This is a genomic window from Shewanella donghaensis, from assembly GCF_007567505.1.
Lineage (GTDB): Bacteria > Pseudomonadota > Gammaproteobacteria > Enterobacterales > Shewanellaceae > Shewanella > Shewanella donghaensis.
Genome location: NZ_CP041783.1, coordinates 1,733,187 through 1,750,924, shown reverse-complemented (window position 1 = coordinate 1,750,924; position 17,738 = coordinate 1,733,187). Strand labels below are relative to the sequence as shown.

At 39.3% G+C, this 17,738-nt stretch carries 10 protein-coding genes; 9 read left to right on the top strand and 1 reads right to left on the bottom strand.

Annotated elements, in window-relative coordinates; translation table 11 throughout:
• Nucleotides 1-72 precede the first annotated feature (72 nt).
• A complete protein-coding gene (locus FPK91_RS07460) occupies nt 73-1,083 on the bottom strand; it encodes a LacI family DNA-binding transcriptional regulator (RefSeq protein WP_144210075.1) in 1,011 nt (336 codons plus the stop codon).
• 442 nt (nt 1,084-1,525) lie between these two features.
• On the opposite strand from FPK91_RS07460, the gene FPK91_RS07455 reads away from it, so the two are divergent.
• The 9 genes from FPK91_RS07455 (at nt 1,526) to nagP (ending at nt 16,792) form a co-directional block, all read left to right on the top strand.
• Nucleotides 1,526-4,123 carry a TonB-dependent receptor gene (locus tag FPK91_RS07455; protein WP_144210073.1) on the top strand — a complete coding sequence of 866 codons (2,598 nt, stop codon included), beginning with the start codon at nt 1,526-1,528 and terminating at the stop codon, nt 4,121-4,123.
• Between the two features lie 188 nt (nt 4,124-4,311).
• Nucleotides 4,312-5,850, top strand: a complete 1,539-nt coding sequence (locus tag FPK91_RS07450; protein ID WP_144210071.1) for a tryptophan halogenase family protein — start codon at nt 4,312-4,314, stop codon at nt 5,848-5,850.
• Nucleotides 5,851-6,135: 285 nt separating this feature from the next.
• Complete coding sequence (locus tag FPK91_RS07445; RefSeq protein ID WP_144210069.1) at nt 6,136-6,840, top strand: SapC family protein; 705 nt, start codon at nt 6,136-6,138, stop codon at nt 6,838-6,840.
• Between the two features lie 798 nt (nt 6,841-7,638).
• On the top strand, nt 7,639-10,365 hold the full coding sequence (locus FPK91_RS07440) for a family 20 glycosylhydrolase (protein ID WP_144210067.1): 2,727 nt from the start codon (nt 7,639-7,641) through the stop codon (nt 10,363-10,365).
• Between the two features lie 286 nt (nt 10,366-10,651).
• Nucleotides 10,652-11,605: an N-acetylglucosamine kinase gene (nagK, locus tag FPK91_RS07435; protein ID WP_144210065.1), complete on the top strand. Its 954-nt coding sequence runs from the start codon at nt 10,652-10,654 to the stop codon at nt 11,603-11,605.
• A gap of 132 nt (nt 11,606-11,737) precedes the next feature.
• Nucleotides 11,738-12,736: a glucosamine-6-phosphate deaminase NagB-II gene (nagB-II, locus tag FPK91_RS07430; RefSeq protein WP_144210063.1), complete on the top strand. Its 999-nt coding sequence runs from the start codon at nt 11,738-11,740 to the stop codon at nt 12,734-12,736.
• A 75-nt stretch (nt 12,737-12,811) separates the two neighbouring features.
• Nucleotides 12,812-13,972 carry an N-acetylglucosamine-6-phosphate deacetylase gene (nagA, locus tag FPK91_RS07425; protein WP_144210061.1) on the top strand — a complete coding sequence of 387 codons (1,161 nt, stop codon included), beginning with the start codon at nt 12,812-12,814 and terminating at the stop codon, nt 13,970-13,972.
• A gap of 112 nt (nt 13,973-14,084) precedes the next feature.
• The gene (nagX, locus tag FPK91_RS07420) at nt 14,085-15,245 is read left to right on the top strand and encodes a transmembrane glucosamine N-acetyltransferase NagX (protein ID WP_227006754.1); all 1,161 of its coding nucleotides are present in this window, start codon (nt 14,085-14,087) and stop codon (nt 15,243-15,245) included.
• Between the two features lie 242 nt (nt 15,246-15,487).
• On the top strand, nt 15,488-16,792 hold the full coding sequence (nagP, locus tag FPK91_RS07415; protein ID WP_144210057.1) for an N-acetylglucosamine MFS transporter NagP: 1,305 nt from the start codon (nt 15,488-15,490) through the stop codon (nt 16,790-16,792).
• Nucleotides 16,793-17,738: the final 946 nt, after the last annotated feature.

Below are 17,738 nucleotides of genomic sequence, written 5' to 3'. Positions count from 1 at the left end.
ACAAGTATAGTTCCATTAAAAAACCTAAATAAATAGACTATTTATTTAGGTTTTTTTAATTCTAGAATAAGTTTAAGGCTTACTCGATGAGTCTCTAATAACGGGTTCTGGAGTAAATACCATCGACTTTTTCTCAACAGATTGTTTGCTGTTTGCAATCAATAATTCAGTCGCTACTTTTGCAATTTTAACATTGGGCTGATGTACCGTGGTTAATTTAGGCCAGGTTTGACGGGAGAAAGGGCTATCCTCAAAACCAACAATAGATAAGTCCTTTGGTATATCCAAGCCCGCTAAACGCGCTGCAAATAAAGCGCCAGCAGCTATTTCATCATTACAAGCGACTAAAGCGGTGGGGCGATTAGGTAAGCTAATTAACTTGTTAGCCCCTTCAACACCTGATTCAAATGAATACTTCCCCTCTAAAATCCAGTTATCGTTAATGGCTAACTTATTATTAGTTAAAGCACTTTTAAAGCCGCTTAAACGCTCTTTAGTTGATTCATGTTGCTCATCACCACTTAAAAAACCAATATCAGAATGGCCTATATCAATTAAGTGTTGGGTAATTTCTAGTGCGCCGTGTTTATCATCCACTAAAACCGTTAGGCCATTTAATTCATCGGTCTTATCGCCAGCAACAATACGAACATAGTTAGCATTAATTTCATTTAAGGCTGCGAGTATCTTAGGATCTTCGGACATAGGGGGAGTTAAGACTAACCCTGAAAGACGAGAGTGCCTGACCATTGTGGTTAGCTCATCGCAAATTGATGCCGAAGTCGCGTCACATGGATGAATTAGCAACTCATAACCTTTATCTTGGCAGGCTGAAAGAATACCATTTTGCATATCAATGACATAGTAAGCATTGGGGTTATCATAAATGAACCCTATTACATATGACTTGGTACTAGCCAAATTTCTTGCTGCTAGATTAGGTTGATAGTTAAGTTCGCTAATAGCGGCATTAACTTTATCTATGGTCGCTTGTCTAACCGAGGATTCTTTGTTGGTCACTCGGGAAACCGTCTTAATAGAGACACCGGCATGTTTGGCTACATCATTTATTGTTACTTTCATTATTCTTTAGCTCTTAAACTCAGGCGATGAACTTAGCATTTATTTATATCCATTTGACAACATTTATCCCCTCATAATTGCAATCAAAAATCGTGATAGTTAATAAAAGTAAGTCTATTTAGCTCTAATAGTGCTGATTTTTGCCCAAATAGGCAATCTAGAATTGTTTTTCTGGTTGGATGAGTTCATCACGTACATAATTTGTAGCATTTTTGATACAAAATGATTTTTTATTTAATTTATTGATATATAACAATTAATACTCGCGTTGTGATTGTGGTTCATTGGGCATTCGAACGTTAAAAGCACAATAAAGTTATTTTGTTGTGGCAAGCCTGTTAAATATTGTGTAGTGTTTGACCTAGACATGACAGCGTTGTCATTCCGGTTGGAATGGTTATGTATCCAAAAACGATAAAAAAGTTATGGAAGGGAAATGAAGATGCGACCTATTAATTTTAAGAAAAATGTTTTGGCAACTAACATTGCTATATTACTCGGCAGTATGGTTTCAGTTGGCGCATTTGCAGCCGATGCTGAAGCTACAGATGAAAATATCGAAAAAATTGAAGTTAAAGGCATGCGTGCCTCGATGAAGGCTTCAGTAAATGATAAACGTTTTTCTAACGCGGTAGTTGATGCCGTGACTGCTGAAGATATTGGTAAATTTCCTGATGGTGACGTGGGTGAGTCATTAGGACGTATACCGGGTGTAGCAGTGAGTCGTCAGTTTGGTCAGGGACAAGGTGTTTCGATTCGTGGTGCTTCAAGCAGCCTGACTCGTACATTATTAAACGGCCATTCAGTTGCTTCAACTGGTTGGTTTGACCAACAGTCAATCGACAGAAGCTTTAACTACAGTTTACTACCATCAGAAATGGTCGGTGGAATTGAAGTTTATAAATCGTCACAGGCTGATTTACCTGAAGGCGGAATCGGTGGCACTGTCATCGTTAAAACACGTAAACCATTAGATTTAGATGCTAATTCTGTATTCTTTAGCGCTAAAGGGGATTACGGTACTATTTCTGAAGAAACTGATCCTGAATTATCAGGCTTATATAGCTGGAAAAATGAAAACGAAAACTTTGGTTTTCTACTTTCAGCAGCAGTATCAGAAACAAGCTATCAACGTAACGGTATTGAATCATTAGTGGGTTGGGGTGATATCGTTCCTACTACATTTGAACAAGACCGTGAACGAACAGCGATTAACGGTGCATTGCAATATAGTCCGACAGATAACTTAAACTTTGGTTTAGATTTTATGAGTCTGGATATGCAAGCAAATAATGCCAATACGTCGTTATTTGTTATGTTCCCAGATGATAAAGATGAAGCGTGTGAACAGCGTAATTCTTTAGGGACTTGTACTTTCTATCGTCGTGATGGTAATGGCGCAAATCCTGGTTGGGCACAAACCTGGGCTCGTCAAGCAAGCATGGATTCAAATACTTACGATTTCAATTTCGATTACGAAAATGACAATTTTAAAGTTGAAGGTCGAATAGGTAATACTAAGTCTGAAGGTGGTACAGAACTTACATCTAACTATGGTTTCTGGTTAGGCGAAGCAGCTGATTATGCCGGTACTTATGATGCGACTGGTGAAGTCATTAAAATTGATGTCGCTAATAAAAACTTCACAGCTGATGACTTTGGTGGCCAATTGTCTCCTGCAGGTTGGGCTCTGAAAAAGCAGCCAAACTCTGATGAAGAAACTTATGCTCAACTTGATTTTACCATTCCAACTGATTTAGGTGCTATTACAGCAATTAAAACAGGTGTGCGTTATGCCGATCATGATGTATCACAAGAGACTATCCCTGCAATAGTTAGCGCTGACGTAGCTTCGAAAGATGCGTCTGCTTATTATAATGGCCAAATTTCATCGGGTGCAGGTTATACATTACCTAAGCCGGATATGGATGCCATGTTAAAAGATGCTAAAGCAGCTATTGATGGTTTCTCTAAAGAAGGTACTGTTTACAAATCGGGTTACGGCACCATTAATGAAGAAAACCTATCTTTATATTTAATGGCTAATTTCGAAGCTGACGGTATGCGCGGTAACTTCGGTTTACGCTATATTTCAACTGATGCGACGTCTGATTATTTTGCACTACAAGCAGATGGTTCATATGCTGATAATTTAAGTACTGCTGATGCAAGTTACAGTGATGTATTGCCAAGTGTGAACATTGCGTTTGATGTTGCACCTGACGTCATTATTCGTACTTCAGCATCACAAGTGATTTCACGTCCTAACTATGCTGATATGTTTGCTTCATCATCTTTAGTAGGTTATCAAGATGGCACCGCAGGCAACGAAGTGGTTAATACTGGTAATATTTCTCTTGAACCATTTAAAGCTACTCAAGCCGATTTAGGTGTTGAATGGTACTTTAGTCCAGACGGTTTAATGGGCGTATCTTACTTTATTAAAGATGTTAGCTCGTTTGTTACTTCTGCACAGACACTAGATGAAAGTATTGGTATTACTGACCCTGATTCTGGTGAGGATAGCTGGACTGTATCGAGCAAGAAAAATGGTACTGGCGGTCAAATCCAAGGTATTGAGCTGCAAATTCAAGATGGTTTTGATAACGGCTTTGGTTACTCAGCGAACTATACTTTTGCTGATTCAGATGCCTCTGCTGAAAACTACCCTGACGAAGTTAGCGTGTTCTCTGACTCTTCTAAGCATACAGTTAACTTAGTCGGTTACTACGAGATGGAAGACTTCTCTGCTCGTGTTGCTTATAACTGGCGCAGTGAGTACATGATGCGCGAATTACCAGGTTTCTACGGTAACCGTGAACATCAAGATTTCGGAACACTTGATTTAAGTGCTAGCTACAACATTACTGATTACTTAGGTATCACGTTTGAAGTGGTTAACTTACTTGAAGAAGACAGTGTTCAACTAGGTGTTGCACCTGATGATGCTGAAGTTAAGCCTGAGCTTAAAGGTGGTTACCCAGCTTGGAGCTTTGAAGGTGAAGCACGTTATAAGTTAGGTCTGAACTTACGTTTCTAAACTTACATTGTTAATAAGTTTAGTGATTAAAAAGCCTAGCATATTGCTAGGTTTTTTGTTTTTTCGAAACCTAAACAGGATTTGAAGTTCAGATAGCATGAATCCATATATTGATATTAGTATTGAACAATTAATTACTGAAAAATACATTTGAGTCAATTGTCGCTGTAGTCTGTAGAGGTTAAAACATGAACGTGAGTAAGATTGTTATTATTGGTGGCGGTACAGCGGGCTGGTTAGCGGCTAACCATATTGGTAAGGCGGTACAATCATTACCGGGTGTCGAGGGTGTAACAGTCACGTTAATCGAATCTCCTGACATTCCCCCTATCGGTGTTGGTGAGGGCACCGTTCCTGCGATTAGGCAGTCATTACAAAGTTTTGGCATCAGTGAAACCGACTTTATCCGTGAATGTGACGCTACTTTCAAGCAATCAATTAAGTTTTGTAATTGGCTAGATAAAACTAACCATGGCGCTAATAACAGCTATCACCACTTGTTTGATGTTCCTAGTCCTCTGGGTGATGACTTAACTTCACTATGGTCACAGTCGCACAAAGATAAACCTTACAGCTCAATCGTGTCTCCTCAGCATTATATTTGTGAAGCGTTAAAAGCCCCTAAGTTGATAACCACGCCAGAGTACAAAGGATCAGTTAGCTACGCCTATCATTTGAATGCTGCAAAATTTGCCAAATTACTGTCTAAAAATGCAATAAATAAATATGCAGTAAAACATTTAAAGGCTAATGTGCTCGATGCTAATGTCGATGGCGTTGGTAATCTAACCGCGCTGAAGACTGATAAACTTGGTGAGTTAGCGTTTGATTTTTATATCGATTGCAGTGGCTTTGAATCAATTTTATTAGCTAAGAAAATGGCAGTTCCCTTTGTCGATAAATCACATCAACTATTAGTGAATAAAGCTATCGTTGCTCAAGTGCCAATTCCCAGAACTCAAGCTATTCCCCCATATACCATCGCAACAGCGCATCAAGCAGGTTGGATTTGGGATATTGCTTTACCAGATCGCAGAGGAACGGGGTTTGTCTATTCCGACAACCATATGTCGAGTTTAGAAGCTGAACAAAAATTCAATCACTACCTAGGTGGCAAACTAGATCAGGTTCCATATCGCGAGATTCCGATGAAAGTCGGTTATCGAGAAAAGTTTTGGCACCACAACTGTTTAGCCCTTGGCTTAGCACAAGGTTTTTTAGAGCCCATAGAGGCTACATCTATTTTGTTAACCGACTTCGCAGCAGGCTATTTAGCTAAACGCTTACCGCAAACTCTGGAGCAAATGCCATCCTTAGCCACAAGGTTTAATGACACGATGACTTACGCTTGGGAGCGGGTCGTCGAGTTTGCAAAAATGCATTATTGTATTTCAGATCGCACAGACTCTGATTTTTGGCTTGATAACCGAAAAGAAGAAACCATACCCGAATCACTGAAACAAAAGCTGCAGTTATGGCAAGACTACTATCCAATTACAGATGATCTTTTTTCAAGGTTTGAGGTGTTTAATATCGATAACTATTTATATGTTTTATATGGAATGCAATATAACACCAGAAATCAGATGTTAAATGACGCTTATTTAGGGCGGGCTCAGAAGCAGGCTGAGCAAATTAAGCGTATTGGAGAAAACTTAACAGCTGAGTTACCAGAACATCGAGAGCTACTTAATAAGATCTATCAATACGGGCTTCAAAAGGTATAGCAAAATACCTTTAGTACATTAAAGCCTTATTTGGTTACAAATTAACCCTAAAGCAGATAAAAAGCGCAGTTTATTTAAAAATTCACGTTATAGCTGGTGGTACTTTTTTTCTCTATACGGTAACGTTACAGCAGATTAAACGACAGTAAGCTTTAGCCTTAACAAGTTATCTAAAAATTTTGGGATTTTTATTTTAATCTACAAGCAAAATTTTAAAACAAAAGGGACTAGAATCCCTATTTTTATGCAAATCATTATTGATTAGAAGCGCCTGAAGGAGCCAAGATGTCTAACCAAATTACGTTACTTGAGCAAGCGAAACACGGTGATTTAAAAATCACTCCATCAACTTTTGGTCATGTTGCTGACCAACACATTGTTCCAGTAACTTTGCACGAAATTGGTCGTGCTTCCACTGAATACCCGATTGTATTCGTTAAAAATGCTGATAGTGGTGAATTCCAAGCTGTTGCTATGCTAGGCCTTAAGCCTGGCCAAAACTTAAGCGTTAAAGACGACAAATGGCAAGGGCTTTATATTCCTGCTGTTGTGCGTGATTACCCACTTGGTCTTGTATTAAATCCAGATGTTAAAGATAAAGTTTGGATTGGTATTCGTGAAGGCGCAGCTGAAGTGAGTAAAGAAGATGGCCAAGCGTTATTCGAAGGTGACAAAGAGTCTGCTTACCTAGAAAGCCGCAAGAAAGCACTGATCGCGCATTTTGAACAAGATCAAGCAAGCCGCAACATTCTTGGCTTTTTAGCTGAAAAAGAATTGTTAACCACACAAACGTTAACCGTTGATGTTGCTGGTGAGAAACGTAACATCAATGGTTTATACCTAATTGATGAGCCTAAGCTAAACGAGTTATCTGATGAAGATTACTTAGAGCTTAGAAAACGTGGTTTACTAGGTCCAATTTATGGTCACTTAGCATCGCTAAACCAAGTAAACCGTTTAGCACGTACTGAAGTTATGTCTAAGGCATAATCTTTAGTCCGGTTTTAGAAGGCACTAATTTCTCTTTTGAAATAGTGCCTTTTTTTATGTAAATTGTTTTACGGCCCATAACTAGATCTTAATATATGCATTATCAATTGCTTATCTAATCTATTTTCCAGCTTTATTTTTAACCTACTTTTTCTAACTATATTCTTGACCTGTATTCCCTATCTATTTCATCCATCTTTATAAGCAGCGACTTATCACATCTCACTAATTAGCTTAAGACGCTGGTTAAGTTTTAATTAAGGTTTTTCAATATTGACAAGTTATTGTATTTATTAGGATAAAAGTCTACCTGTTAATTTAATGTATCTAAATGCGAAAAAAATGTAGAAATAAGCTTCTATATTCGGTAAATTAATAAATGACAGCGTTGTCATGCTTGTGTGATTCGTTGTTTTAAGGTCAACATGGATAATTACAGGTCATTATTATCTATGCTGTTAATTGTATTTCGGTCGGGCGAAGTACGATTGGCTTTTATACTTTTAGTCTCTCAGTCTCTCCCCAGAAACGAGTAAACAGGTATAAGCCGGAGGCACAATTTGTCTTCGGCTATTTTTTTATCTATTTTAGGGTGCGGTATAAAATGTTGGCTGTTCTTATCTGTATTTTTTAACGTAAAAATACTAAAAGTTATCACTATCATCATTTATGACATGAGGCTTTTAGTGAATACCCCGAATGATCTGACATGTGATTACCATAAAGCTGTAGTTTCGAATATCGAGGCTGAAGTGATAAAACCATTAATTTTAGATTTAGGGATAAATTGAGGAATATATGAAAAAGACCATTATTGCATCAGCGTTACTTCTGTCTTTGGGTGTTGCAGGTTGTAAACACGCTTCTCAACAACCGCTAAATAATGACGCCAACCCTGATATTAATTCTAGAACAGATGCTGAATTAATCTCCCAAGCGAATTCTAATAAATGGACACAATTATCACTCCAGCAATTTGGGCAAGATTTAAATGTAACTTATCGAATGGTCAGCAACGTACCAGAAGAAAGTTGCTTACCAGAACAAACTGACCAACGTTGTTTTATTGCTGAAATTGACTTAACCAGTTCAATCAATATAACGGGATCTGACTGGACTATATTTTATAGTCAGATGCGTCCCGTTCAGGACGTGCTTAATCCAGAGTTCGCGATCACGCGAGTTCAAGGTGACTTACATAAAATCACCCCCACTGAACAATTTAGCGGTTTTAGTGAAGGCGTCACGAAAACGATTGGATTTAGAGGCGAGTTGTGGCAGTTATCTGAAACCGACCCAATGCCAAATTATTACATCGTGGTTGATGGGCTTGATCCTGTTGTTATCACAAGTACACAAATAGCCGTAGACGTTGAAACAGGAATGGAAGTGAGACCTTATGTCGAAGCTTTCACTGATGAAAAAAAGCATTATCGCAGAACGCCAACTGATAACTTAGCGTGGAGTCGCAGTGACAAATTGTTTGAAGCAAATCAGTCTCTCAAGGACGATAGCTCTGCAGTGATTAATCGTATAATTCCAACGCCATTAAATATTCAAGTATCATCTGAGAATACGCCAGTAAGCTTGAGCAATGGTATTAAGGTTATCTACAACCAAGTTGAATCAAATGATGTCGCGGCGGCTTTATCAAGGCTTGTGAGGTTAGGCGTTAAGCAAACTGACTCAGGCATTCCGCTGAAGTTAATTAAAACTGATAATGACGCTGCCATAGGTGCTTACCAGCTAGAAATTACTCGAGATAGTATTAATATCACAGCGGCTAATAGTGCTGGATTCTCATATGGCTTATCTTCTCTTTCGTCACTAATCGATACGCAAACATTGGCGTTAAATACTATGACTGTTGATGATGCCCCGCGTTATGACTTTCGTGGTATGCATATTGATGTTGCGCGTAATTTTCATAGTAAGCAGCTTATTTTAGATTTAATCGAGCAAATGGCCGCTTACAAGCTTAATAAATTACATTTGCACATGGCAGATGATGAAGCTTGGCGCTTAGAAATTGATGGCTTGCCAGAACTTACTGATATCGGCAGCAAGCGTTGTCACGATTTGAGTGAAACAACATGTTTGATCCCGCAACTTGGTAGTGGACCATTTGCAGATGCCAGTGTTAATGGTTTTTACAGTAAAGCTGATTATATTGAGATTTTACAATATGCCACAGCACGTCAAATTGAAGTCATTCCATCAATGGATATGCCAGGTCATTCACGTGCAGCAATAAAGTCAATGGACGCACGATACCGTAAGTTCATTGAGGCGGGTGATAGTAAAGCGGCTAATGAATATTTGCTTGCAGATGCTAATGATAAAACGGTGTATTCGTCAGTCCAATATTACGATGACAACACGCTTAACGTTTGTTTAGAGTCGACATATCATTTTGTTGATAAAGTGATTGATGAGATAGCAAAGCTGCACAAACAAGCGGGTCATCCTCTACATCGATACCATATCGGCGCGGATGAAACAGCGGGTGCATGGAAGCAATCACCTCAATGCATTGATTTTGTCGCCAATAATGACCAAGGCGTTAATTCAATTGATGACTTAGGCGCTTACTTTATCGAACGTTTAGCCAATATGCTTGATAAAAAAGGCATAGAGCCAGCGGGTTGGAGTGATGGTATGAGCCATACTAACCCTGACAATATGCCTAAAAAATCTCAGTCAAATATCTGGGATGTGATTTCTCATAATGGCTTCCTAAGAGCGCACAAGCAGGCCAACCTCGGTTGGGATACCGTGCTTTCAAATCCAGAAGTTCTATATTTTGATTTCCCTTATGAAGCTGATCCTAAAGAGCATGGTTATTACTGGGCGTCTCGTGCATTGAATAGTCAAAGAATCTTTAGTTTTATGGCCGACAATTTGCCTGCTAATGCTGAGCAATGGAATGATATAGAAAATAACCCTTTCACCGCTGACGATACCATTAAGAAAGATGAACAAGGGCGAGTGGTGTCAGAACCTTTACAACAAGGTAAAGGTTTTAGCGGTATTCAAGGTCAAATTTGGAGTGAAACTATTCGTAGTGAGCAAGTCGCTGAATACATGATGTTCCCAAGGGTATTAATGTTGGCAGAAAAAGCTTGGCATAAAGCTAAGTGGGAAGTGCCATATCAGTACCAAGGTGCAGTTTATAGTAGTGAGACAAACTATTTTACAGGCGAAATGAGGCTTGAGCAGCAGCAACAATGGAATAGCATTGCCAATACTTTGGGCCATAAAGAACTGGCTAAACTTGATATTGCAGGAATTGAATATCGTATTCCGACAGTGGGGACTAAAATCGTGGATGGTTTATTACACGCCAATATTGCTTTCCCTGGTTTGAGAATTGAGTACCGAGTACTGCATAACACTAAAACTAGCGCATCAAGCAATTCAGCTGAATGGATTGAATATCAACAGCCTGTAAAAGTAGAAGGTAAAATAGAGATAAGAGCGATATCTCCGTCAGGAGATCGTAAAGGGCGCTCACTCACTTTATAGCTAGCTTGATCAACGGTGAATTATCTCTTTTAAAAGACGTTAACTTAAATGTTAACGTCTTTTTTGTTTTGCGGGGGGCAAAAAATCTATTACTAGTGAACTTTGTTAAGAATAATTACTCAATATTATCAATGCTTTAGTTTGATTCTTGGAGGCTGTTTAGTAAGGTATCTAAAAAACAAATGACAACGCTGTCATTTGTGGTGTAACATAAAGTTAACTTATACGAAAAGCCTTATATATTTAGTTTCAATAAGGTTTGGGTCATAGCGATAAGAGGGATGTCATGGTCGTTAATCAGCAAAATGAATCACAGCTTTATATTGGTATTGACGGCGGTGGAAGCAAGTGCCGCGCAACAATCTATAGTGAAGTAAAAGGTGTGATTGGTACTGGTGTAGCTGGTAGAGCTAACCCTCTTCATGGGTTAGAACAAACTTTTAATTCAATTATAGAGTCAACCCACTTGGCTTTGGCTGACGCCAATTTAACGACTGCAGATACTAAGCATCTGATCGCAGGATTAGGGCTTGCTGGCGTAAACGTGTCACGCTTATTTAATCAGATTAACCAATGGCAACATCCGTTTGCGCAAATGTATTTAACCACCGATCTACATACCGCTTGTATCGGTGCTCATAACGGTGCTGATGGCGCAGTCATTATCACCGGAACGGGTTCATGTGGCTTTGCCCATGTAGGTGATGAAAGTCTACTCATAGGCGGGCACGGTTTTGCTTTAGGTGATAAAGGCAGTGGGGCATGGTTAGGTCAAAAAGCGGCTGAACATGTATTACTTAACCTGGATGGCTTTGCTGAAAACACTGCGTTAACCCATGCTATTTTAGCCCATTTAAATGTCAATGATGCTATGGGGATTGTTGAACATCTTGCTGGCCAATCTTCTAGTACTTATGCCAAGTTAGCGCGCACGGTGCTGCAATGTGCAGAACAAGGTGATGCAGTCGCGATGGGGATTGTAAACCAAGGTGCTAAATATATTAGTGAAATGGCGAGGAAACTATTCGCGATTAATCCCACTCGATTTTCAATGATAGGCGGTTTGGCAGAACCTTTAAACCGTTGGCTTGATACCGATGTGGCATGCAAGGTCGAAATGGCTATGTCTCCACCGGAAATTGGTGCCATTCTTTTTGCCCAACAACAATATGCTCAACAAGCTCTTTCTCAACAAGATTTGGTTGAAAAAAATGAGCAAAGCACTGCTGAGCAACAATAGAAAATCCAAAGTAGGCAAGCCCAAGTGGGCAATAAATATTAAACAAATTTACAGTGTTGAGGCTGAGCTAACTCAACGAACAGCACTAGATAATTCAATGAATCAACTTGTAATTTAATAAAGGTTAACTCGATGACAAATACAATTATGGAACGCGAAGCACGTTCAGCACCTCAAAAAATCGCTGAGCAACTCGCAGCTAATGCAGGCTTAACCAAAGAGTTAGGTGAAAAGCTTCGTAGTTTTAAACCAAAGTTTGTGATGATTGTTGGTCGTGGTTCTTCCGATCATGCAGGTGTGTTTGCTAAGTACTTATTTGAAATTGAAGTCGGCATTCCAACATTTGCAGCAGCACCATCTGTTGCCAGCGTGTATGGTAAGTCGCTGCAATTAGAGGGCGGGTTAGTGATTGTTATTTCGCAATCAGGCCGTAGCCCAGACATTTTAGCGCAAGCAAGAATGGCTAAAAATGCAGGTGCTTTTTGTGTGGCATTAGTTAATGATGAAACTGCGCCAATTAAAGATATTGTCGATGTGGTATTACCGCTTAGAGCGGGTGAAGAAAAAGCAGTAGCTGCCACTAAAAGTTATTTAGCGACATTATCTGCCATTGTGCAGTTAACCGCTGAGTGGACGCAAAGTGAATCTTTAGCAGCAGCAGTTGATTCAATGCCAGCGGCATTGCAAACAGCAGTTGATGCGGAGCCACAACTGACCGCAGAGTCTTTAGAAGGGGTTAATAACCTCGTCGTTCTAGGCCGTGGTTTAGGTTATGCGGTAACGAAAGAAATCGCCCTAAAAATGAAAGAAGTTTGCTCGATTCATGCTGAAGCTTTCAGTAGCGCAGAGTTTTTACATGGGCCGGTAACTTTGGTTGAAAAGAAATTAGCTATCGTAGATGCTTGTATTAATGATGAGTCATATGAAAGTCATATAGAGCAAATTGCTAACGTTAAACAACGTGGCGCTGATTTAGTTCATTTAAATCAAACTTCAGCTGATATTCATCCTCGTGTGGCGCCACTTGCATTACTACAACGCTTTTACATTGATGTTGCAGCAGTTGCCATTGCGCGTGGAATAGATCCAGATCAGCCTGAAGGGCTTAAAAAAGTCACTCAAACACTCTAATCACATAAGTTAAGCAAATTAGCTAATTAGTAAAACGAACTTAGTGTTAACGAGAATAAGTATAAAGAGAACAGTATGAGACAAACCCTAATAGTAGAACGTTTTTTTGATGGTCAGCAGTTTCATCAAGATGCAGCAATTTCTATAGAAGATGGCAAAATAATTGCCTTGAACTCTGTAGCGAATGTGAAAGAAACACGTTTACAAGGTACGTTAGTGCCAGGGTTTGTTGATGTTCAAGTTAATGGCGGTGGCGGCGCGTTATTCAATAACTCACCCACTGTTGAATGTATTGAAACAATAGGACGTGCTCACGCTCAGTTTGGAACCACTGGTTTCTTGCCAACTCTGATAACTGATAAAGTTGAAGTTATGGCGCAAGCGGCAGATGCGGTTGCTGAGGCTATCAAGCTACAATCTGCAGGAGTATTAGGCATTCACTTTGAAGGACCACATTTAAGTGTCCCGAAAAAAGGTGTTCATCCTCAGTCATTTATACGCAGTATTTCAGATGAAGAGTTAGCCATTTTTGCCAGGAAAGATCTTGGTATAAAAGTTGTCACCTTAGCGCCTGAGAATGTTTCGGTAGAAGTGATAAAAACCTTGGTCGCAAACGATGTCAAAGTCTGTTTAGGGCATTCAAATGCAGATTACGAGACTGTCGTAGCAGCATTAAATGCTGGCGCGAATGCGTTTACCCATTTGTTTAATGCCATGTCAGCTTTTGAGTCTCGAGCTCCTGGAATGGTTGGTGCAGCGCTAGAAAGTGATGACGCATGGTGTGGATTAATTGTTGATGGACATCATGTCCATAGTGCAACCGCTAGAGTGGCACTTAAAGCTAAACCTCAAGGTAAGGTAATGTTGGTTACTGATGCCATGCCACCTGTAGGGCTTGATGATGATGCCAGTTTTGAATTGTTTGGTACAGAGGTTATACGCCAAGGCGATAGATTAAACGCAAAGTCAGGTGAACTAGCAGGTTGTGTACTTGATATGGTCGGCGCAGTTAATAATACCGTTAACATGTTAGGCGTCTCGTTTGAAGAAGCATTAAGAATGGCTTCTTTGTATCCTGCTCAGTATTTACAGCAACCAAAGTTGGGAAAAATAGCAGTAGGGCAACGAGCTGATTTTGTGTTACTTACACCCAATAAAAATGACTACACTCGCTATCAAGTGAGTCAAACATATATCAATGGTGATTTGGTATTCTCTAGCAGTAAAAAGGGCTAGGTTAATGCAAACTCATCAATCAGAAGCATCTCTTCAATCAACCAGCATTAGCGTTAAATCCGAATCGATTCCGAGTTCAGCGACTAAAGATGGCGCTAAAAAAATACGATTAATGTCGTTAGATGCATTACGTGGTTTTGATATGTTTTGGATACTCGGCGGTGAAGGAATATTTGCAGGGTTATTTTTGCTAACAGGTTGGGCTGGCTGGAATTGGTTTGATGCTCAAATGCACCATAGCCAGTGGCATGGTTTTACCTTTTATGACGTCATATTTCCGCTATTTATATTTCTTTCTGGTGTTGCGTTAGGCTTATCTCCTAAGCGTTTAGATAAGTTACCTATGAAGCAGCGCTTACCTTTATATCGTCATGCTGCGAAAAGACTGGGATTATTGATATTTCTTGGTGTGTTATATAACCATGGATGGGGCACAGGAATGCCTGCAGAACCTGACAGTGTTCGATTCGCCAGTGTCCTTGCTCGTATTGGTTTCGCGTGGTTTATCGGTGCGATGTTGGTATGGCATACCAGTCTCAGAACGCAAATAATCGTCGCCATCAGTATGTTAATTGGCTACGGACTTATGCAGCTCTACCTTCCTTATCCTGAACTCATTCAAACCCCAGAGCTACTGCAGTCAACGGTTAATCAAACTAACCAACTGTTTGCCCGATTCACGGCTGAAAACAGCCTTAATGCTTATGTGGACTCGATACTTCTGCCTGGCACGGCTTATCAAAATAGAGCCTTAGATCCTGAAGGCGTGTTATCAACACTGCCCGCAGTGGTTAACGGTTTAATCGGTGTGTTTGTGGGTCATTACATTGTTAAACCGCAACGGCCTAAGTTTGGTTTGTCAGGTGAGTGGTTAAAAGTATCGACTATGCTCGTTATAGGCTTACTGTTGTTAGCACTAGGCTGGTTACTCGATGTCATCATCCCAGTGAATAAAGACCTATGGACCAGTAGTTTCGTATTGGTGACAAGTGCATGGAGCATTATCTTACTAGCGCTTTTTTATGCAATCGTAGATGTTTTTAAATGGCAGAAGTGGTCATTCATTTTTGTGGTTATTGGCACTAATGCCATCATTATCTACATCGCATCAAGTTTGATGAACTGGCAATACTTTGCCAATAGTTTATTTGGTGGACTCATTAGTGCAGCGCCATCGGATTGGCAGCAGTTGCTATCAATATTGAGTCTACTGGCAGTGCAATGGTTTATTCTTTTGTGGCTTTATCAACGAAAAATATTTATTCGAATCTAAGTTGTTGGCCCCTAAGATAAATTTGTGGGTCTGCTCAGCTATTATCTATATTTGATTACTAATATAAATGACAGCGTTGTCTTTATCGGGTTTATGTTTTAACATGAAATGCACAACAGCTATGATATACAGCAACATGAGTTCATCGTACTGTTGATAAAACCTCAAATAATAATAAGACTAATATGGGGTGCTGACTGGATGTTAGTGCCGAAATATCAATGACAATAAGAAGCAGGTTTATGGAAACAACAATGAATAATAGTCAGCAAAAAAGCAGCATACTGCCAATGGCAATTGTCGCAATACTCTTTTTCGTACTAGGGTTTGCCACATGGCTTAATGGTTCGTTAATGCCATATCTAAAGCAAATACTTCAGCTTACTCCCTTTCAAGCGTCGTTAATCTTATTTTCTTTCTATATTGCAGTAACGTTTACCGCACTACCTTCAGCTTGGCTTATCCGTAAAGTGGGTTATAAAAACGGTATGGCATTGGGCATGGGTATCATGATGTTGGCGGGATTAATGTTCATTCCTGCTGCTAAAACCCAAGTATTTGCATTGTTCTTACTAGCGCAACTCGTCATGGGAACAGGGCAAACACTACTTCAAACAGCGGTTAATCCCTATGTCGTTCGCTTAGGTCCTGAAGAGTCAGCTGCTGCTCGAGTCAGTGTTATGGGCATTTTGAACAAGGGAGCAGGTGTCATAGCACCTATGGTATTTACAGCACTTATCTTAGATAGTTTCAAAGATCGCGTAGGTACGACGCTTAGCCAAGTTCAAATTGATGAAATGGCAAATAGTCTCATTCTTCCTTACCTTGGAATGGCAATATTTATTGGTGTTCTAGCCTTTGCTGTTAAAAAATCGCCGCTTCCAGAACTTGAGCAAGATGAAGCTGAAGAGGGCACAAGTAAAGGGCAAATCAAACAAGCTTTAGCTCGACCGAACTTAGCACTGGGCGTAGTAGCACTATTCGTTTATGTTGCCGTAGAAGTGATTGCGGGAGATACTATTGGTACATACGCATTAACACTGGGCGTTGAAAACTACGGGGTCATGACGTCATACACCATGATCTGTATGGTTATCGGTTATACCTTGGGTATTATTTGTATTCCACGCTTTATATCCCAGCCTAATGCTTTACTTATTAGCGCGATACTTGGTGTAGTGTTATCGCTAGGCATTGTGTTTGGTGACAACAATTCATTTGTTATATCTGAAAGCTTATTGGTGCCATTTGGCGGCGCGCACTTACCTGACACCTTGTTATTAATTGCATTTTTAGGACTCGCTAACGCGATTGTTTGGCCAGCAGTTTGGCCATTAGCATTATCGGGTATGGGTAAGTTAACCAGTACTGGTTCTGCATTGTTAATCATGGGTATTGCTGGTGGTGCATTTGGCCCAGTATTTTGGGGATTAACCAGCTCGGCTACAACGCTAGGTATGCAAGGTGGCTATTTAGTCATGATCCCTTGTTATTTGTTTATATTATTTTATGCGGTTAAAGGTCATAAAATGAAAAGTTGGAAATAATCCTGTAACTCCCACTCCTGGATTATTAAGAGAGCCAGTTTAGCTAATACTATATTGTTAAGCTGACTGGCACTTTTTGTCGGCTTCAACAATACATTTTTAATGTTTATGTTCGCTTGTGATTTTTATATCAATGAGTTGTCTCTGTAAAAATAACTTCAATAAATACTCTTCATTATAGTCATTCCTGCAATTTGACAGAATATGGCTGTATGAATCCTGTCTACTTTATCTTGTGACTTCCCTTTTAAGTAAGATAGTTCTGAAAGATCTTCTTACTTAAAAGTTTCGAAAATAGAAGATGCATTAGTACACTCTCGGCTTACATTTTCGAACTGTGATTGTTTTCTAAAATTTGATAGCGGTTATTTTTTGTGCTAGAGCTTGAGCCAATCTTTCGTTAGCTTTATCATCTAGCTGTTTTAACACTGAAAGTTTTGAAGATAAGGATTAGTTAGCTATAAAGTTTTGTAACAAACATTGATTATCTGCTGTATTAGTTTCTTTAGAGTTAGGAGCTGCTCGCCGTTGTTCTTTTTGTTCAGTAGTTATTTCACTGAAGATTTTGTTAAGTGATTCATCTGAGATTATTACTGTGATTATTATTTGATGAGTTTTCACTGATTATTCTATTTTTTTAGTTTGAAATAATGCTAATAGAATTAGATCAAAAGTCTATAACTTAGATTAACGAGTGTTTTTTAAACTTAGATAAATTTCTAATAATAGATGTTCTATAGCGTTACATAGGCGGCACAAATTTTGGGTGCTCTAATATGTTATTGATAATTGTTAAATAGAAAATATGGTCTCCCCACAAGTGAGTTTGGTTGACTTTAACCAAAGTTAACCATTTTTAACTAAATGCTATTTATCAATGTGTTACCTTGTTTTTGTCGTTTTTGACATTAATCAAAATTACTGTAAATTAGTCAAAATAGTTCCC

What these genes read in the sequence shown, in the direction of transcription:
- FPK91_RS07460 (WP_144210075.1), bottom strand. Translation starts at nt 1,083, where the DNA reads ATGAAAGTAACAATAAATGATGTAGCCAAACATGCCGGTGTCTCTATT.
- FPK91_RS07455 (WP_144210073.1), top strand. Translation starts at nt 1,526, where the DNA reads ATGCGACCTATTAATTTTAAGAAAAATGTTTTGGCAACTAACATTGCT.
- FPK91_RS07450 (WP_144210071.1), top strand. Translation starts at nt 4,312, where the DNA reads ATGAACGTGAGTAAGATTGTTATTATTGGTGGCGGTACAGCGGGCTGG.
- FPK91_RS07445 (WP_144210069.1), top strand. Translation starts at nt 6,136, where the DNA reads ATGTCTAACCAAATTACGTTACTTGAGCAAGCGAAACACGGTGATTTA.
- FPK91_RS07440 (WP_144210067.1), top strand. Translation starts at nt 7,639, where the DNA reads ATGAAAAAGACCATTATTGCATCAGCGTTACTTCTGTCTTTGGGTGTT.
- nagK (WP_144210065.1), top strand. Translation starts at nt 10,652, where the DNA reads ATGGTCGTTAATCAGCAAAATGAATCACAGCTTTATATTGGTATTGAC.
- nagB-II (WP_144210063.1), top strand. Translation starts at nt 11,738, where the DNA reads ATGACAAATACAATTATGGAACGCGAAGCACGTTCAGCACCTCAAAAA.
- nagA (WP_144210061.1), top strand. Translation starts at nt 12,812, where the DNA reads ATGAGACAAACCCTAATAGTAGAACGTTTTTTTGATGGTCAGCAGTTT.
- nagX (WP_227006754.1), top strand. Translation starts at nt 14,085, where the DNA reads ATGTCGTTAGATGCATTACGTGGTTTTGATATGTTTTGGATACTCGGC.
- nagP (WP_144210057.1), top strand. Translation starts at nt 15,488, where the DNA reads ATGGAAACAACAATGAATAATAGTCAGCAAAAAAGCAGCATACTGCCA.